General features: G+C 56.3%; 19 protein-coding genes and 1 tRNA gene. 11 read left to right on the top strand and 9 right to left on the bottom strand.

The genetic code is table 11. The features are described from left to right. Window positions 1-61: 61 nt before the first annotated feature. The 4 genes from G6R15_RS04075 to ggt all read right to left on the bottom strand — a co-directional run bounded on the left by G6R15_RS04075 (window position 62) and on the right by ggt (window position 7,369). The gene (locus G6R15_RS04075; RefSeq protein ID WP_164658495.1) at window positions 62-2,572 is read right to left on the bottom strand and encodes an FAD-dependent oxidoreductase; all 2,511 of its coding nucleotides are present in this window, start codon (window positions 2,570-2,572) and stop codon (window positions 62-64) included. A 135-nt stretch (window positions 2,573-2,707) separates the two neighbouring features. After that, window positions 2,708-3,979, bottom strand: coding sequence for a hypothetical protein (locus G6R15_RS04070; protein WP_164658494.1), 1,272 nt, complete (start codon window positions 3,977-3,979; stop codon window positions 2,708-2,710). Window positions 3,980-4,074: 95 nt separating this feature from the next. Beyond that, entirely contained in the window at window positions 4,075-5,478 is a 1,404-nt protein-coding gene (locus G6R15_RS04065) for an FAD-binding oxidoreductase (protein ID WP_164658493.1), read from the bottom strand. Window positions 5,479-5,539: 61 nt separating this feature from the next. Beyond that, window positions 5,540-7,369: a gamma-glutamyltransferase gene (gene ggt / locus G6R15_RS04060; protein ID WP_164658492.1), complete on the bottom strand. Its 1,830-nt coding sequence runs from the start codon at window positions 7,367-7,369 to the stop codon at window positions 5,540-5,542. A 135-nt stretch (window positions 7,370-7,504) separates the two neighbouring features. Between ggt and G6R15_RS04055 the strand changes: the two genes are divergently transcribed. After that, window positions 7,505-8,128, top strand: coding sequence for a M23 family metallopeptidase (locus G6R15_RS04055; RefSeq protein ID WP_164658491.1), 624 nt, complete (start codon window positions 7,505-7,507; stop codon window positions 8,126-8,128). A 2-nt stretch (window positions 8,129-8,130) separates the two neighbouring features. On the opposite strand, the gene G6R15_RS04050 is transcribed toward G6R15_RS04055, so the two are convergent. Beyond that, window positions 8,131-9,117 carry a D-glycerate dehydrogenase gene (locus tag G6R15_RS04050; RefSeq protein WP_164658490.1) on the bottom strand — a complete coding sequence of 329 codons (987 nt, stop codon included), beginning with the start codon at window positions 9,115-9,117 and terminating at the stop codon, window positions 8,131-8,133. A gap of 180 nt (window positions 9,118-9,297) precedes the next feature. Here G6R15_RS04050 and G6R15_RS04045 point away from each other — a divergent pair, with 180 nt between their 5' ends. Then, a complete protein-coding gene (locus G6R15_RS04045) occupies window positions 9,298-9,786 on the top strand; it encodes an SH3 domain-containing protein (RefSeq protein WP_373456005.1) in 489 nt (162 codons plus the stop codon). 21 nt (window positions 9,787-9,807) lie between these two features. Here G6R15_RS04045 and G6R15_RS04040 read toward each other — a convergent pair whose 3' ends face one another. Continuing rightward, window positions 9,808-10,716 (bottom strand): haloalkane dehalogenase, encoded by a 909-nt coding sequence (locus G6R15_RS04040; RefSeq protein ID WP_164658488.1) that lies wholly within the window; start codon window positions 10,714-10,716, stop codon window positions 9,808-9,810. A gap of 91 nt (window positions 10,717-10,807) precedes the next feature. Between G6R15_RS04040 and G6R15_RS04035 the strand changes: the two genes are divergently transcribed. The 4 genes from G6R15_RS04035 (at window position 10,808) to G6R15_RS04020 (ending at window position 15,088) form a co-directional block, all read left to right on the top strand. Then, a complete protein-coding gene (locus G6R15_RS04035) occupies window positions 10,808-11,797 on the top strand; it encodes an NADPH:quinone reductase (protein WP_164658487.1) in 990 nt (329 codons plus the stop codon). Window positions 11,798-11,890: 93 nt separating this feature from the next. Then, a tRNA-Gln gene (locus tag G6R15_RS04030) sits at window positions 11,891-11,965 on the top strand. Window positions 11,966-12,648: 683 nt separating this feature from the next. Further along, window positions 12,649-13,593: a transporter gene (locus G6R15_RS04025; protein WP_164658486.1), complete on the top strand. Its 945-nt coding sequence runs from the start codon at window positions 12,649-12,651 to the stop codon at window positions 13,591-13,593. Between the two features lie 55 nt (window positions 13,594-13,648). Beyond that, window positions 13,649-15,088, top strand: a complete 1,440-nt coding sequence (locus G6R15_RS04020; protein ID WP_164658485.1) for an arylsulfatase — start codon at window positions 13,649-13,651, stop codon at window positions 15,086-15,088. A gap of 150 nt (window positions 15,089-15,238) precedes the next feature. Here G6R15_RS04020 and G6R15_RS04015 read toward each other — a convergent pair whose 3' ends face one another. Beyond that, window positions 15,239-16,759 carry a hypothetical protein gene (locus tag G6R15_RS04015; RefSeq protein ID WP_164658484.1) on the bottom strand — a complete coding sequence of 507 codons (1,521 nt, stop codon included), beginning with the start codon at window positions 16,757-16,759 and terminating at the stop codon, window positions 15,239-15,241. A gap of 747 nt (window positions 16,760-17,506) precedes the next feature. After that, on the bottom strand, window positions 17,507-18,469 hold the full coding sequence (locus G6R15_RS23050) for an AraC family transcriptional regulator (RefSeq protein WP_164658483.1): 963 nt from the start codon (window positions 18,467-18,469) through the stop codon (window positions 17,507-17,509). Window positions 18,470-18,687: 218 nt separating this feature from the next. Between G6R15_RS23050 and G6R15_RS04005 the strand changes: the two genes are divergently transcribed. From G6R15_RS04005 to G6R15_RS03985, 5 genes are all read left to right on the top strand, one after another. Beyond that, complete coding sequence (locus G6R15_RS04005) at window positions 18,688-19,866, top strand: agmatinase family protein (RefSeq protein WP_164658482.1); 1,179 nt, start codon at window positions 18,688-18,690, stop codon at window positions 19,864-19,866. 156 nt (window positions 19,867-20,022) lie between these two features. After that, complete coding sequence (locus tag G6R15_RS04000) at window positions 20,023-20,832, top strand: peptidyl-prolyl cis-trans isomerase (RefSeq protein WP_164658481.1); 810 nt, start codon at window positions 20,023-20,025, stop codon at window positions 20,830-20,832. A gap of 23 nt (window positions 20,833-20,855) precedes the next feature. Next, window positions 20,856-21,848, top strand: coding sequence for a HupE/UreJ family protein (locus tag G6R15_RS03995; protein WP_164658480.1), 993 nt, complete (start codon window positions 20,856-20,858; stop codon window positions 21,846-21,848). Window positions 21,849-22,044: 196 nt separating this feature from the next. Beyond that, window positions 22,045-22,281: a hypothetical protein gene (locus tag G6R15_RS03990; protein WP_164658479.1), complete on the top strand. Its 237-nt coding sequence runs from the start codon at window positions 22,045-22,047 to the stop codon at window positions 22,279-22,281. Further along, window positions 22,278-22,475 carry a hypothetical protein gene (locus tag G6R15_RS03985; protein WP_164658478.1) on the top strand — a complete coding sequence of 66 codons (198 nt, stop codon included), beginning with the start codon at window positions 22,278-22,280 and terminating at the stop codon, window positions 22,473-22,475. Before G6R15_RS03990 ends, G6R15_RS03985 begins: the two co-directional genes overlap by 4 nt. A 210-nt stretch (window positions 22,476-22,685) precedes the next feature. Here the strand turns inward: G6R15_RS03985 and G6R15_RS03980 are convergent, their stop codons facing one another. Continuing rightward, window positions 22,686-23,957 (bottom strand): arginase family protein, encoded by a 1,272-nt coding sequence (locus G6R15_RS03980; protein ID WP_164658477.1) that lies wholly within the window; start codon window positions 23,955-23,957, stop codon window positions 22,686-22,688. Window positions 23,958-24,041 lie beyond the last annotated feature (84 nt).

Below are 24,041 nucleotides of genomic sequence, written 5' to 3'. Positions count from 1 at the left end.
AAGTGGATACCAAAAAAGCCCCAGCGTTTCACTGAGGCCCTTTGTTCTTGTGCAGAGTTCCTTAACCGTCCTTGCGGATGGTCTCGTTCTTGGGGTCATAGGGGCTGTCACAGGTCACAACGCCATCCCAAAGCTTGTCCTGCATTCTGACCTTTACTTTGGTGCCCTCGACCGCCAGTTCGGGCGGCAAATAGCCCATGCCGATAGATTTCTCGAACGACACCGAATAGCCGCCCGAAGTTAGACGGCCCAGGCGGGTCACGCCATCCTCGGCATAGATCGCCTCGCGGCCCCAAGGGTCTGCATCGGCAGGACCGTCGATCAACACGGTGCAGCATTTAAAGCGCACGCCTGTTTCGACCATCTTGTCCTTGCCGTGGAACTCTTTGGACAAGTCGATGAAGCGCGGCAGATCGGCCTCGGCCGGGGTCGCGTCGCGGCCCAGTTCGGTGCCAAATGCGCGATAGGACTTCTCCTGACGCAGCCAGTTTTGGGCGCGTGCGCCGACCAGCTTCATACCGTGCTTTTCACCGGCTTTTTCCAGCAGGTCGAACAGATAGTTCTGCATTTCCATCGGGTGATGCAGTTCCCAGCCCAGCTCACCAGTATAGGCCACGCGGATCGCGTTGACCGGGCACATGCCCAATTCGATCTGACGGGCCGACAGCCATGGGAAGCGCTTGTTCGAAAGGGCTGTCGACGGATCGGCGTCGTTGATGACCTCTTTCAGAACGTCACGCGACTTGGGCCCGGCGATGGCAAAGACGCCCCACTGGGTGGTGACATCCTGGATCTCAATATAGCCGAACTCCTCCATCTTGTCCTCAGCTGCCTTACGCAGGAAGTCTGCGTCGTATTCGGTCCAGGCACCGGCAGAGACGAGGTAATAGTTATTCTCGCCGTTGCGCACGATGGTGTATTCGGTGCGGGTCGTGCCGTGGCTGGTCAGCGCATAGGTCAGGTTGATACGACCAACCTTTGGCAGCTTGTTGCAAGTGAACCAGTCCAGAAACTGGGTCGCACCGGGGCCTTTGACGACATGTTTGGTGAACGCGGTTGCGTCGATCAGGCCGACGCCTTCGCGGATGGCCTTGGCTTCGTCCACGGCATGCTGCCACCAGCCGCCGCGACGGAAGGAACGGGCGTCATGATCAAAGCTCTCGGGCGCATCCAGCGGGCCGAAATAGTTCGGGCGTTCCCAGCCATTGACCCACCCGAACTGAGCGCCACGCGCCTTTTGACGGTCGAATGCAGGCGCGGTGCGCAACGGGCGCGCGGCGGGGCGTTCTTCGTCAGGGTGATGCAGAATGTAGACGTGCTCGTAGCACTCTTCGTTCTTGCGGGCGGCGAACTCGGTGGTCATCCAGTTGCTGGAATACCGCTTGGGGTCGAGCGAGGCCATGTCGATCTCGGCTTCGCCATCGACCATCATCTGCGCGAGGTAGTAGCCTGTGCCGCCTGCAGCGGTGATGCCGAACGAGAAACCCTCGGCCAGCCACATGTTGCGTAGACCCGGAGCGGGGCCAACCAGCGGATTGCCGTCAGGGGTGTAGCAGATCGGGCCGTTGAAATCGTCTTTCAGGCCGCTCTCGGCGCAGGACGGCACACGTTCGGCCATCGCCATGTATTGATCCGCGATCCGATCCAGATCCAGCGGGAACAGATCGGCGCGGAAACTATCCGGCACACCGTGTTCGAACTGTGCAGGTGCACCACGTTCATAGATGCCGAGAATCCAGCCGCCGCGCTCTTCACGGGCATAGCTCTCGTTGTCGGCGTCGCGCACAACGGGGTGTTCGGGGTTGCCTGCTTCGCGCCATTTGACCAGTTCGGGATCTTTGTCCATGACGATGAATGTGTGCTCGACTGGAATGGCGGGCATCTTGATGCCCAGCATTTTGGCAGTGCGCTGCGCGTGGTTGCCCGATGCAGTCACGACGTGTTCGGCTGTGATCACCACCTGCTCGTCGGACGGGATCAGATTGCCGCCCTTCTCGACCATTTTGGTGCAGGTGACTTCCCAATGCGTGCCAGTCCAGTGGAAAGAATCGGCCTGCAGCTTGCGCACGATGTCGACGCCGCGCTGACGCGCGCCTTTGGCCATCGCCTGTGTCACGTCGGCGGGGTTAATGTAACCGTCTTCGGTGTGATAGATCGCACCTTTCAGATCTCCGGTTTCGATCAGCGGCCAGCGTTCTTTGATCTGATCGGGGGAGAGCCACTCGTAAGCCACATCGCAGGTTTCGGCGGTGGACGCATAGAGCATATATTCGTCCATACGCTCTTGCGTCTGCGCCATGCGCAGATTGCCCACAACGGCAAAGCCCGCATTCAGGCCGGTCTCTTCTTCCAGCTGCTTGTAGAAATCGACCGAGTATTTGTGGATGTGCGTGGTGGCATAGCTCATGTTAAAGAGCGGCAGCAGACCAGCCGCGTGCCAAGTCGAGCCGGACGTCAGCTCGTCCCGCTCGATCAGCATGACATCGTCCCAGCCCGCCTTGGCCAGGTGGTAGGCAATCGAAGTTCCGACGGCACCACCGCCGACGACCAGTGCTTTGACTTGGGTTTTCATATCCGGGCGACTCCCCTTGAATTTAGCTGCCTCCATATGACGGAAAGCCAAGCTCGGGCGCGACAGTCCTCCGACCTGTGATAAGGAAAAAACGACGCCCTGCGGGTGTCGGCTGTCGGTTTCTCCTTTTCGGGTTCAGTTCTGTACGATTTTACAGCGTTTGACTGCGCCCTGCATGACGCAGTTTGATCCGCTGAATCCACCCTTGTTGACGCGCACCTCAACCGGCTTTTCGACCTGCGTTCCCCCCGTGGACTGCAAGCTGTCCATCAGGCCTGATAGCATCCCTGGTTTGTCTTTTACCGGTTCAACTGCCGCCTGACGGGTATCAGGTTCCTTGGCCGATGGTGCACCTTCGGCCCTGCGCCGGTCCAACTCAAATAGGCTTGAGACGGCATTGCCATACCCAATCTGCAACAGATCCTGGTTTTCAAACACAGCACCACCCGTGATGTCGACAACCCCGTCTGTGTTAAAGCCCGACGCAAAGGTGTTCACCATCAAGGCCCCCATATCCATATTCTCGATCTTCTCCATCGAGATCTTGGTCTGCATGTTCGACGCCTTGCGGTACAGGTCGTCCATTTGCTCGGCCCGCACGATCTGTTTGTCAGACCCGACAACATATCCCGCCCCGACAGCGGCGACGGGATGTGCCAAGACGGCATTCAAGGCCGCATAGTCCAAACTGCCCAAGAACCGACGGATCGTTTCATCGCTGGCATCGGTGCGCAGTCGGATCACCACTTCTTCGTCAAACCCGATGCGCCCGACAAGGTTTCGGTATTCCAGCGGCTCGTCTGTTGGGTCCAACATGCTGCGAGAAACTTCGACAAAGCCGACCCCATCGAAAACGGCGTAACCTTCGGTCTGCTCCATACCTTTGGAAAAGGCCATCATGTTGCCCATCGCAAGGCCTGCCATGGTGTTTCGTTGCGCCTTGGGTTTGAAGGTGATGTCGAACCACAGAGTTTCGATTCCGTTTGGCCCAGCGCCACTGTAGACACGCCCGGTGCGGTCCAAGATACGCGCCTTTGCGGCGTTACCGCTGCGCTCTGCGGTGTAGACGTCCGCTGTAGAAAGCGTATTGGCCACCGGCGTGGGCTTGAAGCTCAACGCCTTTATGACAGGAGCTTCTTCGTACTGGGCGAAGCTGTAGCTCGTCCACGCCTCTGGCGCGGTCGGCATGAAGCCCTGACCACCAGCGGCCCAACGATCCTGCCGATCGGATTCCGCTTTGGCCGCATATCGGTCGTCCAACAAGGCCGCATATCGGTCATTCAAAGTATGAAGATACGCGGAGGCCCCAAATGCGCCTTCGGCTTTCTTGGATTGCGTAAAGACGTCAACGCCAATCGCAACCGCGCCACACACAGCAACAAACCCAACGGTGTTCGCAATGCTCATCAAAAAATACTCGCACAAGGTGATCAGATGGGATCAACCTGCGCGAGAATTTTGACATGGCTTTGGCAAAACCGGGTGAAAATGTGACATTTGCCTTAGTCGGGCAGGATTTTCCCCGGGTTCATGATGTTGTCGGGGTCCAGCGCCGTTTTGATCGCGCGCATATAGGTGGTCGCGACCCCAAGTTCCTTGACCAGATAGGGACGCTTGCCCTGACCGATTCCATGCTCGCCGGTGCAGGTGCCATCCATCGAGATAGCCATGTCGTTCAGCCAGCTCACGAACTCTTCGGCCTTGGTGACCTCGTCGGCGTTTTTCATATCGATCAGCAGCAACGTGTGAAAGTTTCCGTCGCCCACGTGGCCCACGGTCGGGGCCACCAATCCCAGATCGGCGGCCTTTTCCTGTGCGCTTGTCACGCATTCGGCCAAACGAGAGATTGGCACGCAGACGTCCGTTGAAATCCCGCTGGCGCCGGGGCGCAACCCAAGAGAGGCCCAATACATGTCGTGCCGTGCCTGCCACAGCTTGCTGCGTTCTTCAGTCGAAGTGGTCGACGCAAAATCGTTGCCACCGAACTCTTCGGCGATCTGTCCAAAGGTTTCTGCCTGTTCGACCACGCCCGCCTCGGACCCGTGAAACTCCAATAGCAAGAGCGGCGTTTCAGGCAGGGTCAGCTTTGAATAGTCATTCGCCGCCTTGACCGACAGGGCATCCAACAGCTCTATCCGGGCCACCGGAATGCCGTACTGAATGGTCATCATCACTGCCTGGCAGGCGGCGTCGACCGACGGAAAAGAACACCGTGCGGAGCTTATCGCCTCGGGGATACCTTGCAGGCGCAATGTAATCTCGGTGATCAGGCCCAGCGTTCCCTCGGACCCCACCAACAGGCGGGTCAGGTCATACCCCGCAGACGATTTCTTGGCCCGCTGCGCGGTGCGGATCACCTGCCCGTCCGGCATGACCGCTTCTACTGCAACAACGTTGTCCTTCATGGTGCCGTAGCGCACCGCGTTGGTGCCCGAAGCGCGCGTCGCTGTCATACCACCAAGCGAGGCGTTGGCGCCGGGATCAATGGGAAAGAACAGCCCCTGATCACGCAAGTTGGTGTTCAGATCCTCACGGGTCACCCCCGGCTGCACAACGCAATCAAGATCGCTACTGTTGACGGTCAAAATCTTGTTCATCTGGCTCACATCGACCGAGATCCCGCCTGCGGGCGCATTCACATGCCCTTCAAGCGAAGTGCCGGTGCCGAACGGGATGACCGGCACCTTGTGCAGTGCGCAGGTCTTGACGATCTCTGCTACTTCTTCGGTGGACTGCGGAAAGACCACGGCGTCAGGTGACTGGTTTTCGATCCAGGTGGTGGTGTGGCCATGTTGTTCGCGCACCGACGCCCCGGTTTGCAGCCGGTCTCCGAATTGCTGTTTCAGAATGCCAACAACCGTTTCGATCCCGGTTTCATTGCGTGGCAATGCTGTCGCTTGGACCATGTCTCGCTCCCTCGTTTGACGCGACAATACGCAATGTAGTTGTCAAGTCAACAATCTCAACTCATTCTCCCAAAGCGATCCCTTCTCGCCGGGGATCTGCCCCACCTTTCAATGTCGCCCCGATCTCGATGGCGTGCAAACCGGATGTCAGATCGCGCAGATTTACCTTGTATCCCATCTCTTCCAGCGGCGATTGCAGAGCCTGGGCGTCTGTACCCTGCTCGATGTCATAGGTGCCAAAACGATTGACCAAATGAGGGGCCGACAGTGCTTGTTGAACATCCATACCCCAATCCGCCCAGCCAACAATGGCGGTTGCCACATAACCAATGATCCGGCTGCCCCCAGGCGAGCCGATGGCAAGCACAGGCGCGCCGTCCTGCATCACAATCGTCGGGCTCATGGACGAGCGCGGACGTTTGCCCGGCTCTAACCGATTGGCAATCGGCACGCCGTCGCGATGGCTGCGGAACGAGAAATCGGTCAGCTCGTTGTTCAGCAGAAAACCATTTGTCATCAAGCGCGAACCAAAGGCGTTTTCGATTGTCGTCGTCATCGACAAGACATTGCCGTACTGATCCACAATCGAGATGTGCGAGGTTGAAGGCAGCTCGATCGCCTCGTCGTCCGCCCAGTTCAGAGCATGATCAAACTCTGGGTTCCCGGGCGTCACTTCTGGCAGCGCATCGTCGCCAGTCAAAAGCCTGGCCCGCTCGGCCAGATAGTCCCGTTCCACCAACCCAGCAGTCGGCATCGGGACATAGTCGCTGTCGGCCATATAGCGGCCCCGATCGGCAAACGCCAAACGCGAGGCATCACCAATCAATCGCCAACTTTCCGGGTTTTCAGAACCCAACTTTGCCAGATCATAGTTGTCCAGCATCCCCAGGATCTGCCCCACTGTCAGCGCTCCAGACGACGGTGGGCCCATGCCGCAAACATCATAGGCGCGGTAAGCCGCACAAACGGCATCACGTTCTTTGACCTGATAAAGTGCGAGATCGATTTGCGACAACACTCCGGGATTGCCCTCGGCATTTCGAACTGTGGCCACGATATCAGCGGCAATCGGACCGGAATAGAACCCGTCCGCGCCTTGCGCGGCCAATCTGCGCAGTGTTTCGGCGTACGCCGAATTTGTCAGCACGTCACCTTCAGTCAACGGCGCGCCACCGGGCAGGAAATAGTCGGCTGTCGCGGGGAACCGTGCCAAACGCTCGGCATCACGCCCGACCAGACCGGCCAGACGGGGCGAGGCGTGAAAGCCCTGCTCTGCCAATGCGATCCCGGCGTCAAATAGCGAAGGCCATGGCGACTGCCCCCAACGGCGATGCGCCTCTTCCAACAGCGCGGGCGTGCCGGGCGTACCAACAGAACGCCCACCAACAACAGCATCAAAGAACTTCAGCGGCTCGCCCGAGTCTTCTTGAAACAGTCGTGGCGTTGCCGCCAAGGGCGCGGTTTCGCGGCCGTCCAGTGTAGTCAAGCTCTGCGAGGCGGCGTCGTACCAAACCAAAAAGGCTCCCCCACCAAGACCCGAGGATTGAGGCTCGACCAGTCCCAAAACGATCTGCACAGCCACCATTGCATCCGCAGCCGTACCACCATTTCGCAGCACCATGGCCCCGGCCTCGACCGCCAGCGGGTTGGCAGCCGCCACCATCCAGCGCTCGGCTTCGACCGCCTGACCTGCATCCTTGGCCGCCAAAGCCGCGCGGGCTGCATCCGAGAGAGTTTGCACCTGGCCCGAAGTTTGCACCTGGCCCGAAGTTTGCACCTGGCCCGAAGTCGCGGCCTCGGGGGCGACAGCATCAGCGGCCTCTTGCGCCTGCGCCACGGGAACAAAAAGAACGACCGAGACCAGAAGCCCCGCTTTAACCAATTTGCGCATTTCAAATCCTCCGGCGTGAAAATTCACTTAGACCCCTGATCCTAAGCCTATTTTAATCTTCGCCAAGTTCCATCTGTGATGTTCGCAAAACATCGGCTGAATGTCTCTCATGTCGGTACCAAACAAGGAAATAAGATGAAGTGCGTCGCCTATATCTTGTCGACCATTGCCTTCGCGCTCTTTGGAAGCGACCTACAGTCCGCCGACATAACACTGCCCGCAAAAGCGCCCCAGATCATTTCGGACTTTCACAGCATGTGGGGCGCGAACCAATTGCCGCGAATCGAGAGGCATCAAGGGATCGACATCAGCGGGCGCAACGGAATGGCTGTCATCGCCGCTGCTGATGGGGTCGTGCGTGATGTGGAAATTGCTGAATGCTGGGGACCAACCATCGTGATTGACCATGGGCTTGGGTTCGATGGCAAGGCGCTGATAGCAGCTTATGGTCATCTGGGCAGCGTGTCAGTCAAACCTGGGCAAAAGGTTAAGCGCGGGCAACCCATCGCGTTCCTGGGCGACAACCACGGGACTTTTGATTGCGTCGTAGGCATCCGGCATCTTCATTTTCAATTGGGGCGAAAATGGCGATCCGGTGCGAAAGGCAGCTATTGGGGGCACGTCCGATTTCTGATCGACGGTCGGTCGGCCGTTAACCCGCACCGCTATTGGGCGGATGGGCCGGGGCGTGTCACTTGTTTTCGACCCGGACCAACATACCGAACAGGAACCCTGACCTATCCTGCGCCCTGTAACTGAGGTCACAGCATCGCAGGTACGACCTGATCCGGCGGGCGGTGGCCGTCTTCGAAGGTCTTGATGTTGATGATGACCTTTTCGCCCATCTCGATCCGCCCCTCGATGGTGGCCGAACCCATGTGCGGCAGGAGCACCACGTTGGGCAGTTCGCGCAGTCGTGGGTTCACATCTGTGCCGTGCTCGTAAACGTCCAGACCCGCGCCTGCGATTTCACCGTTACGGACCATACGCGTGAGCGCATTTTCGTCAATCACTTCGCCGCGCGAGGTGTTTACGATAACACCGGTCGGTTTCACCAGCTTAAGACGACGCGCGTTCATCAGATGAAATGTGCTGGGGGTCGAAGGGCAGTGGATCGACAGGATGTCCATCCGCGCCACCATTTGATCCAGGCTTTCCCAATAGGTCGCCTCTAGCTCGCGTTCAATTTCGGGGCGCAAACGGCGGCGGTTATGATAGTGGACCTGCATTCCAAACGCCGCCGCGCGCCGGGCTACGGCTTGCCCAATGCGGCCCATGCCCAATATCCCAAGGCGGCGGCCTCCAAGACGCCCCCCCAGAAATGCCGTTGGTGCCCAACCATCCCAATCGCCTTTTTGCATGGTCCCCATGCCCTCGGGCAGGCGGCGGGTGACTGATAGAATCAAGGCCAATGTCATGTCGGCGGTATCATCGGTCAGAACACCGGGCGTGTTCGATATCAGCACACCCCGGCGGCGGGCAGTTTCGACATCGATGTGATCGACACCAGCGCCATAATTCGCGATCAGCTTCAACCGCTCTCCGGCTTGCCCGATCAAACCCGCGTCGATCGTGTCGGTCACCGTGGGCACCAGAACATCGGCATCCTGCACCGCCTCGACCAATTGGGATCTCGTCATAGGCGTGTCGTCGTCGCGCAAGCGCACATCGAACAACTCGCTGAGCCGGGTTTCAACCGCTTCGGGCAACCGTCGCGTAACAACAACACTCAGACGTTCTCTTGACACTTCCGCTCTCCCAGGCTTTTCAAACAGCTCCGCGCCATGTCATCGTGGCGCAGGAACAGGCGGGGCACAAGAACCCCATGCGCAAATGACGCAGCCTTTTTTGACAAAGCAGTCGAGCATTCAGGCTAGTATTCGGGCAGGCAGGCAGTGAAACATTCGAGTTCGATCTATCGCCGCGTTTTGGCGGCACTTTCCGGCATTTCAATCGCTTTTGCGGCGACAGCAGCCTTGGCGCAGGATAAGCGCGGCCCGGTGACCAATCTTCCCCTACCGCGCTATGTCTCGATGAAAGCCAACGAGGGCAACGTGCGGCGCGGGCCATCCCTGACCCATCGCATTGATTGGGTGTTCAAGCGCCGCGACATGCCGCTGCAAATCACCGCCGAGCATGGCCATTGGCGCAAAGTGCAGGACCGCGATGGAGCCGGTGGCTGGGTTCACTATGCGCTGTTGTCTGGCGCCCGCACCGTCCTGATTGAACGGGACATGGTGCCGGTGCATGCACGCGCAGATGACAACGCCCCGGTTGCTGCACATTTCGAACTAGGTGTCGTGGCCCGGCTTGGCAGCTGCTCGGCAGATTGGTGCCGCATTTCGGCAGGTGGTTATAGAGGTTGGGTCAGCAAGGAAAGCCTCTGGGGCGTCGCGCCTGCGGAGTTGCGGGACTAAAACATAGCCCCGCAAAGCCAATCACGACGTTCGGGCAATGAACTCATTTGTTAGCCGCGCCAGCTCTGGCCCGACATCCTCTTGCAGGAAATGACCCGCCTCAGGCAAAATCGTATGCGGCTGTCCCGCCGCGCCGGGACACAGCTCTTGGAATACTCTGTCCACCCCTTCCATGATCTTGTCGTCAGCGCCAAAGGCAGTCAGCACCGGCGTATTCAGTCCCCGCAACACGCCCCAAGCCTCGCGGTTCGCCTGAGATGAGGGGTTGTCGGGGCTGTCCGGCACCAGGACCGGGAACTGCCGCGCGCCTTCTTTATAAGTTTCATCTGGGTAAGGCGCGTCATAGGCCGCAACTTCTTCATCCGTCAGCTTGCTGGTCGTGCCACCATAGACGATGCGACCGGCAGGAAATTCCGGCACCTCCTGGCTGAATGTGCGCCAAGCCTTAAACGCTTCTCCCATCGGCTGATCACCTGTGGGCAAAGCCGTGTTGGCCACAACAATGCGGGCAAACCGTTCGGGCATATCCGCCCACAGACGCAGTCCGATCAGCCCGCCCCAGTCCTGACAGACCAAGGTAATGTTCCGCAAATCCAATTGACGAACAACCGACCCCATCCAGGTCACATGCCGTTCGTAGGTGTAGTCAGACCGCTGATCGGGCTTGTCCGAGCGACCAAAGCCCACCAGATCAGGCGCAATGACCCGGTGCCCGGCATCGACGAACACAGGGATCATGTGCCGATAGAGGTAGGACCAACTGGGTTCGCCGTGCATGGTCAACACCGGATTCGCACCTACAGGCCCCTCGTCCAGATAATGCACTCTCAGGCTGCTACCTTCGGTGTCATCAACCTCCAGATAGTTCGGTTCAAACGGGTAATCCGGGAGCCCTTCGAAGCGTTCGTCGGGCGTGCGCAATGCCTTCATGGTCTGTCCTCCTTCTGTTGCGATTGAGCCTAGCATTCGCCCGCCGCCCCGCTAGGGTGAACGTCGCGACAGTTTTTCGAAGGACATGCAGATGAAAGCGATCACCTACAGCGCATTTGGTTCGGCCCGCGAGGTTCTGACCGTTACAGATGTGGATTGCCCCGCCCCCGGACCGGGTGAGGTGACGGTGGATGTCACAATGTCCGGTGTGAACCCCTCGGACGTGAAATCGCGCGCAGGTCGACCGGAGCTCGACAAACCGGTGTTCGCGCAAATCATCCCACACAGTGATGGTGCCGGTGTCATCTCGGCCGTCGGGAATGGTGTGCCCGCTTCGCGTTTGGGGGAACGAGTCTGGCTCTGGAACGGCCAGTGGAAGCGCGCCCATGGCACCGCTGCTGAGCAGATCACTCTGCCCGCCGAGCAGGCTGTTCCCCTGCCCGCATCAGTCGGTGATGAAGTTGGTGCCACCCTGGGTATCCCGGGCCTGACAGCAACGCATGCGGTGTTCAGCGGTGGCGACATCCACGATCAGACCGTGCTGATTCACGGCGGTGCCGGCACCGTGGGGTTTCTAGCCGTGCAATTGGCCAAATGGGGCGGCGCAAAGGTGATCACCACGGCGCGCGGCGCGGGTCTGGACCGCGCGAAAGCAGCGGGTGCAGACGTCGCGATCGATTACAGCGCCCCGGATTTGGCACAACAGATCTTGGCTGCCAATGACGGCCAACCCATCAACAAGATTATCGATGTGGAATTGGGCGCAAACATCGACATAGACGCCGAGGTCATTGCCGAAAACGGGCGCATCAACGCTTATGGTTCGGCCAAAGACATGACACCGACCCTGCCAATCTTTCCTCTGCTGTTCAAAGCGGTGATCCTCGAAATCGTCCTAGTGTACCTGCTGACGCCGACCCAACGCCAGGTCTCGATCGAGACTTTGACGGCGGCGCTAACCGCCGGCGCCTTGAATAGCCCTGTCGAGCAGATCTTTGCCCTAGAGCAAGCAGCCGCTGCACACGAGGCCGTCGAAGCTGGCAGCCGGGCCGGTGCGATCCTGCTTTCAACGGGCACTTAAACGGGCCAAAGAAAATTTTGCGGTTTGGCGCCATTTTTTTGTTTCGAACCTCTTGCGCCCTCCGAACACTCGGCGTAGACAGCCGCTCACCGATGGGGTGTGGCCAAGTGGTAAGGCAACAGTTTTTGGTACTGAAGATCGTAGGTTCGAATCCTACCACCCCAGCCATCTTCTCTTACATCAAGTAAACAAGCAGCTAGGTCCTTCAATGGCCCTGGAAATGCCCCTATTTATGCCCCAGCTATAGATCTCCTACCAAAGGTCTCCCTCTTCATGGTTATCCCTCTCTCTTAATAGGTATAAGTAATGGATAAGAAGAAATAGAGAGAGAGAAGGGAAGAACCTGAGTAGGGAAACCCTGGTAGGGATACCCCGCCAGCCCCCCCCCCTAAGCAGAGATCCCCGGTAAGAGGTCCTGAGCATGGTTAACCAGATTAAGAACCCTTGGCATTCACGACCCATCGATGTGCACAGGTGGTCAAATCATCCCGAGGTTAGGGAACTGGTGGATAGGATCTGGGAGGGGTTCCTTGACCTGTACGCGGCTTGGTTGGATGATCCGGAGACGACTTGAATTCCAAGCGACCACCCACGTCAGCTTCGCGCAGAAACCGGACCTTTGTTACTGTAAGCGCCAGAGTCCAGTAAAGTGTTGGATTATGGATCGCGACACGGGCCAAACCGAGCGATTTCTAAATCGTTCAGAGTCTCGCGGCCAATTGGACACTCGGTCTGCGAACTTTACTGCTCGATATTTATTGGTAGTTTGAAAAGGACCACATCAATAATCGATTTGTTTAATGTGGTTCAACCCGAAGCAGTGTTTTGGCCATCTATTGGGGGGATAAAATGTGAAACAGACAAGCTTCTTAACTAAGCTTCGCAAGCTCAGTGTCCTGTTGGGCCTGTCGTTGATGGCAGTTCATTCGCATACACCGGTTGACGCAGGAGAAGGCGCGTTTTCCAACTATTTCCCCGGTGCCTATGGGAGCCTTCTGCCCGGAATGGCGCCTGAACTGGGTTATGTCTTTGCCAACGTCAATCTGCTCTACAGCGGTAAGACCAATCGCGCGGTCAGCGAAGGTAAAATTCATGCCTCGATGCAAAGCAAGGCCTTCTACGCTCTCTTTCAGGGCTTGCATGTATGGGACGCCCCGGCTCTTGGCGGTCGGTTTGCTGTTGGAGGGTATTTACCCTTGGGATATGCGTCTTACAGTTCATCCGTCGGTGGTTCCAGCCGATCTCAAGACGAGTTTGCTTTTGGCGACATGGGGATTATCCCAGCTTCGTTCTACTGGTCATCAGGCAACTTCCATTCCAACATTTACGGGCTGATCATTGCTCCTACTGGTGAGTACGACACCGGAAACCTCGTCAATATCGGTCGCAATTACTGGAGCTTGGATCTTGTTGCGGCGATGACGTGGTTCAACCCGGATTCCGGCACCGAGTTTTCCGTTGTGCCGGGGTTCATGTTCAACACGGAAAACCCGGACACGAACTATCGAACAGGCACAGAATTTCACATGGACTTCATGTTCAATCAATTCGTGTCCGAAGATTTGGCTCTTGGCATTCACGGCTATGCCTACAAACAGTTGACTGGAGATTCAGGGTCGGGAGCTTTGTTGGGAGACTTCAAAGGCGAAGCACTTGGTATTGGGCCAGCAATCTCTTGGATACCAAAATCAGCAGGAGGTAGCATCGCTTTTTCTGCAAGCTGGGTTCACGATGTTCATTCAAAGAACCGGCTGTCAGGCGACTATGGAGCGTTATCATTCAGTATTCAGTTTTAATTTGGGAAAATGGGCCCAGAGCTAGATTGGCTTTGTGTCCCGAAAGGGAGGGAAAATGAAATATTTATTATTAGCGACCCTAGCGGCAGCATCAGTTTTTACAGCGACATCAGCTGCGTATGCGGAATCCAAACCTAACGTTGTTTTCATTTTCCTAGATAATTTCGGATGGGGAGAGCCAGGGTTTAACGGTGGTGGCATCATTCGTGGGACACCTACGCCAGAAATGGACGCATTGGCGGCAGAGGGCCTGCGACTGACCAACTTCAACGTCGAAAGTCAGTGCACCCCTTCTCGTGCCGCGACGATGACCGGGCGTTATGGTGTTCGGAGCGGGAACCATACGGTTCCTTTGGGTGGAGGTGTCTATGGTCTTACCCAATGGGAAATCACAATGGCCGAGATGTTCAAGCAGGCAGGGTATAGCACTTCCATGCTCGGAAAATGGCACCTTGGCTGGTCGGAGGGGCGTTACCCCACCAATCAGGGGTTTGATGAATTTTATGGGGTTGAGACCACGGACGTCACGGTTTGGAGATCTCTTAACGGCTTCGCGGACGCCAAAATGGAAGCGCCTGTCGTGATGCAGGGAGTTGCAGAGGAAGCTGCGACTGTCGCCCGTGATTATGACCTCGAGTACCGAGGGCTCATCGATGGTGATCTGACCGAAAAGGCCATCGACTACATCAACCGCAAGAGCGGCGAAGATTCACCGTTTTTCATATATCTGGCCTATACGCAGACACACTATCCCAATATAGCGCACCCAGAATTTTCTGGCGCGACTGGAAACGGCGTTTGGGCAGATATATTGTTGCAAGTCGATACATATGTTGGGCGCGTCAATCAGGCTTTGGTGGATGCGGGCATAGCTGATAACACGGTTGTAATATTCACTGCCGACAATGGTCCTGAGGCGGCACCGGTTGGCAACGCGAACGTGTCTCCTACCCCAATGGTACAAGGCACAGCAGGTCCTTGGCGGGGAACTTTGTTTACCAGCCTCGAGGGTAGCATGCGCGTTCCATTTGCGATTAAATGGCCCGGCAAGATTCCGGCGGGCTCTGCTAGCAACGATGTAGTGCATTCTATGGATCTATTCCCGACACTGGCCGCCTTTGCCGGAGGTACCGTGCCAACCGACCGTGCTTTTGACGGCATCAACCAATCAGAGTTCTTTCTTGGCAATCAACCAAGTTCGAACCGCGATGGCATAATCGTCTATATGGGCGATCAAATATTTGGGGTGAAATGGCAGGACTGGAAGGTGATGTTCAAGGAAAACGCGACAATCTTTGACGAAACCCAATCGTTTGACACGCCGAAAATTTACAACCTGCTGAACGATCCGCACGAGCGTGAAAACGTGTTGTTCCCGTACACATGGGTAGCTGAAAAAGCGATTCCGCAAATGTTTGAGCACGCCGCTTCGTTTGAAAAGTACCCTCCAATCCCGCCTGGCACGCCTGATCCCTATATGCCACCAGAAAACTGAAGGGCTGCAAAGCCGCGCTCTGCGGACCTTGGTGCAGACCGCAGCGAAGTTCCGTAATTCGCCCGAGGTGCTGGAAAGGAACGTCTGCTACGGGCTGGGAGCCGACGTTCCCAGTCCTAGCTCCCTAGCAAGCCTCATTGATGAAGCCCGTTAGACTGGGTTCTCCGCGTAAGGGCTAATGCGTCGGCCAGTCCTCTTCTGGAACTGCAGCAGCCGATGGACATATCCTTTACAGGCGTTCTGCTCATTTTCGTAGACCGCCCAGTGCAAGTCGTGAACGTGCTTCCGAAGAGAGGCCTCATCCACCTCCTCGAACTCTTCGCGACCTGGGATGTTGTAGGACATCCGAAGAGGCCTTCCGGTCACTTCTTCTGATGCATCCAGCATGACTTGCCTGAGCTCTCCGACATGCCGACAATCTACGATGTAGCTGTCATGGACAGACAGAACGGGTATGCCTGTTTTGGTGAAGTGGTTGTGGATCAGGGAGGTAATCTCGCTGTCCTGTTGCATCAACCGAATACCCTGATCTGAGAAAAGGTAGTCGCCCAAGCATGGGTTTCTTTCGAGTACAGCTTCTAGCAAGATATCCATCTTTTCATCGGTCATTCGCTTGCCGACGTGATTTACTGAGAAACCGGCTCGGAACGCTTTGTAAGCTGCCTTTTTTTCCTTTGCGTTGATAGCAGTAAGCACAAGAGACTTGGCCAGCTTCCTGACCAGCTTCTGTGGAAAGCCTTTGTTTTTATATCCCGGCAGAGTGTAAGGATCGTAAGTCAATTCCAGCCCTTCCTCGGCATAGAGCATCGCCACATGCATGCCCTCGAAGTCAGCTTCGATAACGGGTTCATTGTCGATCGTGATCTTGGACCGCCACTCACTGTCGATCTGTTGCCACCACCCGCCATAGAACCGACCATGCATGTCCCAACTGCCCCGGCTGAATATGCGCCGCGTCCTTTTGTTCGCATTACCCACGCGAATGCGTCTGGATTCGTCTATGTCACCAGTGGCTCCGGGCGGGAGTTCCTTACTGATCTCCAGAGTGGGTTCTTGGAGAGACGGTATGTCGATGAAGGAATTGGCAATCAGGTCATTGTAAGCCTGAAGGTCCTCCCGCCACCCGCGTGTTTCTGGCGTATCCTCGTACTCTATCTGCTTGTTGCTATCGTTCTTCAGGACAATGACCTCTTCACCCTCAGCCCTCCCGATATCGTCGCGTTCGAACTTGGCTTTGGCGAACCAGCCTTGGAGTTCCTCTGATGCCCTGATCCGGGTGGTTCGGTTTCCCTTGGCACCGGGGCTGCCATAACTGCCCTTGGATAAATCGATCAGACCCTTCTCATGCAGCTCCTTGATGATCGGAATGATCTTCTTGGAGATGTGCAGCGCGTTATATCGGGAGTTAGTGTCCCACGAGTTCACTGACATAGACACGCCGATACTCAACTCCGGATCATCCAACCAAGCCACATACAGGTCCAGGATCACCACCCTCAACTGCTTCCTAAACCCCATCCTGGGCTTCGGGCCAGGTCCTCTCTCAGCAATCGTCCCCCCAAGGAACCCCTCCCAGATCCTATCCACCAGTTCCCTAACCTCGGGATGATCTGACCACCTGTGCACATCGATGGGTCGTGAATGCCAAGGGTTCTTAATCTGGTTAACCATGCTCAGGACCTCTTACTGGGGATCTCTGCTTAGGGGGGTTCTGGCGGGGTATCCCTACCAGGGTTTCCCTACTCAGGTTCTTCCCTTCTCTCTCTCTATTTCTTCTTATCCATTACTTATACCTATTAAGAGAGAGGGATAACCATGAAGAGGGAGACCTTTGGTAGGAGATCCATAGCTGGGGCGTAAACAGGGGCATTTCCAGGGCCATTGAAGGACCTGAACACTTGTTTACTTGATGTAAGAGAAGATGGCTGGGGTGGTAGGAATTCCAGCCCGATGATCCCTTTCTTCGCCTTAGCCTGACAGAGAGCCGAAGTGGGGCATTCCTGGGGGCCTTTTGGGAGTCTGGATACCCTTGGGGTAGGTGCTCTGGGAGGGGGGCTGTAGGGGCCATAGAGAGGACCTCTGGATGGGTTCTGGAGGGGGCGGTGGTGTGGTTCCTGTGGGGAGGATCCTACTGGGAATAGGTAAGGGTAATGGTCAGAGAGAACTACAAGGAAGAACCTAGTGGCAAAGGTCTGTGCCGGGATGGGTGAGGGCAAAAAATAGGAGAAGGAAACCCCGTCTGGATCACCTCACCGGGAGGGGCCAGACGGGGGTAATGTTGGGAGAGTTTCTGGAATGGCTCAGCTTTCCGACACAGAAGCCTAGTCGCAATCAGGCATATATCTGGATGTTGCCTATCGGCTTGTGGCACCCGGCGTGAAGCCGGTTGATCTTGCAGGAAATTCACGCTGAATCGCCCTAGTCGGCCATTGAATCTAACAATGTTTGTGACGGAAGCTCGCCAAACATCTGCCTATAAATCCCTGAAAAGCGTCCAAAATTCAGAAATCCGTTACTGAAAGCGATCTCGGTGACCGTTGTTTCGGTTGCGCTGCCCTGACGCAGGGCTTTGCGCGCTTCGTGCAATCGTCGCTTTTGGATATACTGATAGGGACTGGTTTCGAATACTTCCCCAAATGCATAGCGCAGCTCCCGTTCAGAGATGCCGATTGTTTCAGCTACTTTGGTCGCCGTCAGGGCTTCCCCAGGATCGGTGTCGATCAACTGTCGCGCGCCTTCGGCAATCCGGTAACGATTTCGCATCGGGGTCAAAGTTTGAGTGGTTAGGGCGCTTTCACCCACTGACGCCGATAGGCCGCGGATCACCCGATCAAGAACCGCTGCGGCCCGTACTGGGTGGCGACTGATCTGATGGATATGATCTGGTGACCTCACCAGGGCGAAAAGCTCGCGCCGAAAGGCACGCCCTGCTTTCCCAAGCGGTACATGTAATTCCAAGTCGGTCGTTGTAGACAGCATTTGCGCCTGTGACAGAATTCCGTGCCGCAACAGCAGGGCGTTGGCTGCTTCGATCTGGATGGCATCATATCCGGCTGGAATTACCACTGAATGGTCCCGGGTCGAGGTCGTCACCACAATCCGATCATTTGGCACCAGCGCGCCATTCACACGCGCTGAGGGCGACGTGCTGGCCAGAAAAGTGATGAGCGACCAATCCGCAGGCAAGTGCAAATGATTGATGCTGCGATGGGATTCATAGCAGGCCATGACCGTCAGGTCAGGAAAGCACAGTGCATTTGCCCGCGAAACCGTAGGTCCGGGGTCAAGCTGTATTGCCTCCAGCTCCCATTCCGGGAAAGCCGCCGGGACTAGGTCGATCCCGTCGAAACTCCACAGATACTGGTCTGCTATTACGGTCATTCGGACGCACCCCCCATAGGCAAAGATTTCACCCGACTGTGCCGTAATCGGATAGCGGCCACGCTCGCCATAGTCCACATTTGCGTAGTTGCCTAGTGTTGCCAGGCCGTACTTTCGTGCTCGGCTCAGGGCGAAACCCTGTTGGAGGACCCAAAATGGCCACACACACCCGCCATCTGCCGACCCTTACGGCCCTTGGCCTATGCGCGGCGATAGTGTTGCCCGCGACGGCGCAAGAGACCAATTTCGACAAGGCTTTCGATGCTGAAAATGGCATCATCCGCCTGAATCCGAATGATGAAACCGGCAAGGCTATGATGAACACTCGCGACATGTCGAATGACAATCGTCCTGCGGGACCGATTGATCTTAGGCGTACCGAGTTCGCTCCATCCTTTGCGGGTATACCAACATTTTTTAAATCGCCGGTTGCGCTGACACCTGAAGATCTCAGGGCGGGCAACGTGGATGTCGCCATCATGGGGGTTCCGATGGACAATGGCGGCTATGGTCGTCTTGGAACGTCATGGGGGCCGCAAACGCTTCGCATCGCAGAACCAATCATGCCGGGAGGGCCGGTCGCAATCACGACCGAACTACAGACCAACCCGTTCACTGAAATGACGGTCGTTGACTACGGCGACGTGCCGGTTGATCCGAATTCAATTGAAGCCAGTTTGCCAAACATTCGCCGCTATGCCCGCGAGGTTGCCGAAACAGGAGCCATTCCGATCAGTGTCGGCGGCAACCACTCGATCCTTTATCCGCTCATTCTGGGAATGCAGGACGTCTACGGACCAGAAAGCTTCACTCTTGTTCATGTCGACGCACACACCGATACAAGTAAAGAGAATTTCGGCCATTACATCACCATCGGCAACTCGATGTATCTCGCGGTAGAAGAAGGCATCGTCAAAGGGACGGATTCGATTCAGTTGGGACAGCGTTCGCCCGGGTACGGGCCGGACAAAATGGACTGGTTCCGGGAAAACAAGGTTCGCATTTACTTTCAGCCGGAATTTGAAACCCGTGGTTTCAAAACTGTGCTGAAAGATGTCATCGAGGATGTCAAAAAGGGTCCGGGCAAGATCTACATCTCGATTGATATCGACGTGCTGGACCCTGCGGTCGCTGGTGGTGTTACCGCACCAGTGATTGGAGGATGGAGCACCCGCCAGTTGATGGATACTATTAAGGCGTTGGCGGTTTCTGCGGACGTTATCGGCATGGATTTTGTCGAGTACAACCCCTACATGGACGACCATGCCCGCACCACTGGGGCCGTCACGCTTAACATGATACGTGAATCACTGACTGCCATTGCCCTGCGCAAAAAGGGCATCACCGATCCGTTCTATTTCCATCCCGATATGCTTGGAGCCACCCGCAGCGACTGACTGCAAGCCTAACACGATCGGGCCCTCTTCCAGACGATGGTCAGGAAGAGGGTTTTCTATTCACCCGCTTCCGCGCTTTCAGGCTATTGGCGGCGCGAGCACACTATAGCTTCAATGCTATAGAACTACCCCTCCGCAATCCTGACCGAGGCCCAAATGCTTCCAAAGTTGTTTCGCGATCCGCTGTTTCTGTTCCTGCTTGTCGGTCTGGTTCTTTTTGGTCTGAATGCTGCTTTTCCAAATGGGCAGAAAGAGCAGATTGTCGTCAACGAAGCGTTGGTCGAAAACTTGGTGCGGGCGCGTGAGGATACGTTGCAGCGCCCGTTGACAAAGACTGAGGCGACGGATGTAGTTGATGCCTACATTCAAGAGGAGCTATTGGTGCGCGAGGCGCGCAATCGTGGCCTGAACAACAGTTCGCGCATTCGCGGTCTGCTGGTTCAAAACATGCGCTTCTTCATCGCAAGTGAGGTAGATGATCCAACCGAACAGGATCTGCGCGACTTTTACCAAGAGACAATACACAATTACCTTCTTGATGAAACGCTGAGGCTCCGCCACGTTTTTTTCCGCGACCCGTCCTCTCTTCCCACAGGCTTGATGGAAACTCTCGAAACGGGCGCAAGTATCGTTGATTTGGGAGACGACCGGCAGGGGCTGGGTGGCAGTTTTTCTGCAGTGACTGAAATCCAGCTGGCAACAAATTTCGGCGAAGATTTTGCGCAATCTATCTTTACGTTGGATGACGATGGCTGGCACGGCCCGTTAACCTCGCCGCGCGGTGTGCATTTCGTCCGGATCGAGCAGCGAGACCCCCCGCGCGAAGCCTCATTTGAAGAAGTCCGGCAATGGATCGTCGGCGTGTACATCGACAAGCAGCGTCGGGACAAGATCGACACCGAAGTTGCGAGGATCGCCGAGGATTACGACATCCGGATCGACCTGCCAAAGGCTAGTGGCCAGTGACCGGTTTGCGCGGATTTCTGACAATGCTGGCGGTGCTTTTCGTTGGTAGTCTGGCTCCTTCCTTGGTCAATGCCCATACTCTTGGCGTGGACAAGGGCGAACTGCGCGCATTGGGAGATAATGCCTATAGGCTGGCATCAAAGGTGCCGCCCTTGCTGGCTGCTGCCATCACTACGCCGGTGTTACCAAGTCACTGTGGATTTGACGGTTCACCCGGAGGCGTGCGCGGTGCAGATACGGTGACTTTCACCTTTTCCTGCTCCGGTCCGCTGACCGCTTCGGATGAGATACATCTGCCCTGGCAACGGGACGGCGTGATGCTGACCGCCATCTGGGAGGATGGTTCGCAAGTGACCGAGTTCTTGCCCAGAGAGGGCCAAACAATCGTGGTTTCTTTGGATGTCTTCAAGGCTAGTTCCGGAGGCTGGGCGCGGGCCGCGTGGCGTTACCTTGTTTTAGGCTTCGAACATATCCTGTTGGGCTTAGACCACTTGCTGTTTGTTCTTGCCCTGCTGATCATGACTGACACCACCTGGCGATTGGTGAAAACAATTACTGGTTTCACGATTGCCCATAGTATCACGTTGGGACTCGCAACCTTGGGGTTTCTGTCGATCCCAGGCGGTCCCGTAGAGGCCGCAATTGCATTGAGTATCGTGTTTCTTTGCGCGGAAATCATCTATGCCCGTCGCGGCCACCCCGGGCTGACTTACCGCTTCCCGTGGATGGTCGCCTTTGGCTTCGGATTGCTTCACGGCCTGGGATTTGCAGGCGCACTTTCCGAAATTGGCCTCCCGCCCGGCGAGGTTCCAGTTGCGCTGTTGTTCTTCAATGTCGGCGTGGAACTAGGACAACTGGCATTTGTGCTTTGCATTCTCGTACTTCTTAAGAGTGCCATGTGCCTTTCCAAAGTTTGGGCTGCGCGGGTGAGAATAGCGATTGTCTATGTCGTCGGATGTGTTGCCGCGTTTTGGTTTGTGGAACGGACTGCATCTCTACTGTCCGGTTTTTCATAGCCTTCAGCACGGTGTATATCCCTTGTCTTGCCCTACAGATTGCAGGTGCGCAAATGACGGCCAGGTCCCACATAGCTTTCGGTCAGCGCTGAGGCGTCGAACGTCCGCACTGGGGATGAAGCACCAACTTCGGAATCCGTAAAAACTGAGCAAACCCAAGCATCTATACAAAAGAAACTCTCATGGAGAAGTATAGATGCTTACAACCTTTACGCTGCAAGTCGCAGTTGGGGGCGGCTTTCGGCTGGCCTTGGCTTGGGGCTTGCGAAGACACTACGACCTTCGTCTGACGGCCCCTGACGCACTGGCTGTGATCCTGCTGGTGCTGGCGGGACTACCCGGCTGGCTCAGCCCAATCCCGTTCCCTTTGCCCTTCAGCTTCACACTGGGGGCAGTCCTGCCTGACCTCCTCACGCGGAGGGTTTCGACATGACCTACCTCAATCTCAAGGAAGGCGATGTTGTCGTCATTCGAGGCGGAGAAGACTGGCCCGAACACCTGTTCCGGGTCGACGAGGTCTATGACGACCTTGTCACCGGATACGCGATCACCGGTCCCCTGAAGGACGAGTACGGCGAGCCGGACTTCGACCTGATCCTGCGCGTTCACAGCCACGCCAAAGGCTGATCAGAAGAGGAACTCTTCCTCTGATCCACCCACACACAATCTACAAAGAAAGGAACATACCATGTCGTCTGCACGAATTCGCTATGCCTATCTCAAGGGTCATACTTGGCTCTACAGGCGGAACTACACGGTTAGATGCTGGCAAGTTCGGGCAAACCTCTCAATTGGCACAGCGGCACTGCCCCACATCCGTCATCTTTCATCAAATACTCAGGGTTTGCCCGAGATTCGCGGGTGGATGTAGTCGGGTTCCATTCCTGCCTTCTTCATCGCAATCCCAGTTAGGAACTGAAACATGGTTCGACGCACCAGGCGCGCGGTTTGCTGCCCTTTGTTGTCGTAGAACGGATTGAACTCCACAAAGTCCACGCCGACAATAGTTTTACGGGCTGCAAATTCGCGCAGCATCGGGAACAGATCCTCGGGGTGCGAACCGATGGGTGATGACGATCCGGTGCCAGGGGCATAGCTCATATCAAAAGTGTCGATGTCGAATGAGACATAAACCAGATCGATATCTTTTAGGTCCTCGTAAATCTTGTCGAAGGTTTCTTCGACACCATCACGGCGAATTTCGTGGATATGGTAAACCTTCCCGCCTTCAGCAAGAACCTGGTCCCAGTCGCCTTCTCCAAAGACCGGGGTGGCCATGCCGTATTGAATAACATTGCTGCCATCAACCAGACCTTCTTCAACAGCCATCGTCATGAAGCTGCCCGAGTGATAGTAGGCCCCGAATTTGCCTTGGCCCCGGTCAAGATGCACATCGAAATGGACAAACGCCACATTGTTCCGGCCATAAACATCCACAATGCCACGGAACGTTCCATTCGGCACAGAGTGGTCGCCACCCACAATGAACGGAATAGTGCCAACCGAAGCGATCTCGCGTGTCATTCGGCGAATTTCTTCCAGCGTGTGGGCCTGATTGTATGCGTTCAACCCGGCATCCCCGTAATCGACCGCATTCAGAACCGTGAACGGAGCCAGCAATGTCTCGTATTCCACCCAGCTCAGGGGGAACTTTGGATCGCCGTACCCGCCATAATCGCGCGTGGTGCGAATTTCAGCCGGGCCCCACATGTTGCCCGCCGAATGCGGCAACGCTCCGGTTGGGGCACCAAAGATGGCCACGTCTATTTCCCCGGCCACAAGGTCCTCGGGGCGCAGGGCAACTGGCAGCTTGAAGAAGGTTTGAATGCCCACGGGTTCCATTTGCAACTGGTAACGTTGAATATCGATTGGTCCCGCTTCACCTCTGCTGCCGGTCCCCTCGCGCAGGTCACGCCAAATGTTCGTGGACTTGTCTTGTTTGATATTCATCTTGGTCGGGTCGTCTTGATTGATATGCGGCATCGGCGCTGGCTCTTCTTTTGGCGCCGCGTCGACGGTATCTTTGAGCATCTGGGCAGAGGCCTGGGATGAGAACGCGCCCAGAGAAGCAACCAATGTCGTAACACCAAGGATTGTTGAAATTCTCATCGTCGACCCTTTCCAAATTTCGCACTATCAATCGACTTTATCGTGTAGGAGCTGCCGCAAGCTCGCTACGTAATTTGTGCAATG

Source organism: Tropicibacter sp. Alg240-R139, from assembly GCF_900537075.1.
Lineage (GTDB): Bacteria > Pseudomonadota > Alphaproteobacteria > Rhodobacterales > Rhodobacteraceae > Falsiruegeria.
Note: the sequence above shows the minus strand (reverse complement) of the source record. Positions and strands in the feature narration are given on the sequence as shown.

Bases quoted from the DNA above. Each gene is read 5' to 3' on its own strand.
- G6R15_RS04075 (WP_164658495.1), bottom strand. From the start codon at position 2,572: ATGAAAACCCAAGTCAAAGCACTGGTCGTCGGCGGTGGTGCCGTCGGA.
- G6R15_RS04070 (WP_164658494.1), bottom strand. From the start codon at position 3,979: ATGAGCATTGCGAACACCGTTGGGTTTGTTGCTGTGTGTGGCGCGGTT.
- G6R15_RS04065 (WP_164658493.1), bottom strand. From the start codon at position 5,478: ATGGTCCAAGCGACAGCATTGCCACGCAATGAAACCGGGATCGAAACG.
- ggt (WP_164658492.1), bottom strand. From the start codon at position 7,369: ATGCGCAAATTGGTTAAAGCGGGGCTTCTGGTCTCGGTCGTTCTTTTT.
- G6R15_RS04055 (WP_164658491.1), top strand. From the start codon at position 7,505: ATGAAGTGCGTCGCCTATATCTTGTCGACCATTGCCTTCGCGCTCTTT.
- G6R15_RS04040 (WP_164658488.1), bottom strand. From the start codon at position 10,716: ATGAAGGCATTGCGCACGCCCGACGAACGCTTCGAAGGGCTCCCGGAT.
- G6R15_RS04035 (WP_164658487.1), top strand. From the start codon at position 10,808: ATGAAAGCGATCACCTACAGCGCATTTGGTTCGGCCCGCGAGGTTCTG.
- G6R15_RS04020 (WP_164658485.1), top strand. From the start codon at position 13,649: ATGAAATATTTATTATTAGCGACCCTAGCGGCAGCATCAGTTTTTACA.
- G6R15_RS04015 (WP_164658484.1), bottom strand. From the start codon at position 16,759: ATGGTTAACCAGATTAAGAACCCTTGGCATTCACGACCCATCGATGTG.
- G6R15_RS23050 (WP_164658483.1), bottom strand. From the start codon at position 18,469: ATGACCGTAATAGCAGACCAGTATCTGTGGAGTTTCGACGGGATCGAC.
- G6R15_RS04000 (WP_164658481.1), top strand. From the start codon at position 20,023: ATGCTTCCAAAGTTGTTTCGCGATCCGCTGTTTCTGTTCCTGCTTGTC.
- G6R15_RS03995 (WP_164658480.1), top strand. From the start codon at position 20,856: ATGCTGGCGGTGCTTTTCGTTGGTAGTCTGGCTCCTTCCTTGGTCAAT.
- G6R15_RS03990 (WP_164658479.1), top strand. From the start codon at position 22,045: ATGCTTACAACCTTTACGCTGCAAGTCGCAGTTGGGGGCGGCTTTCGG.
- G6R15_RS03985 (WP_164658478.1), top strand. From the start codon at position 22,278: ATGACCTACCTCAATCTCAAGGAAGGCGATGTTGTCGTCATTCGAGGC.
- G6R15_RS03980 (WP_164658477.1), bottom strand. From the start codon at position 23,957: ATGAGAATTTCAACAATCCTTGGTGTTACGACATTGGTTGCTTCTCTG.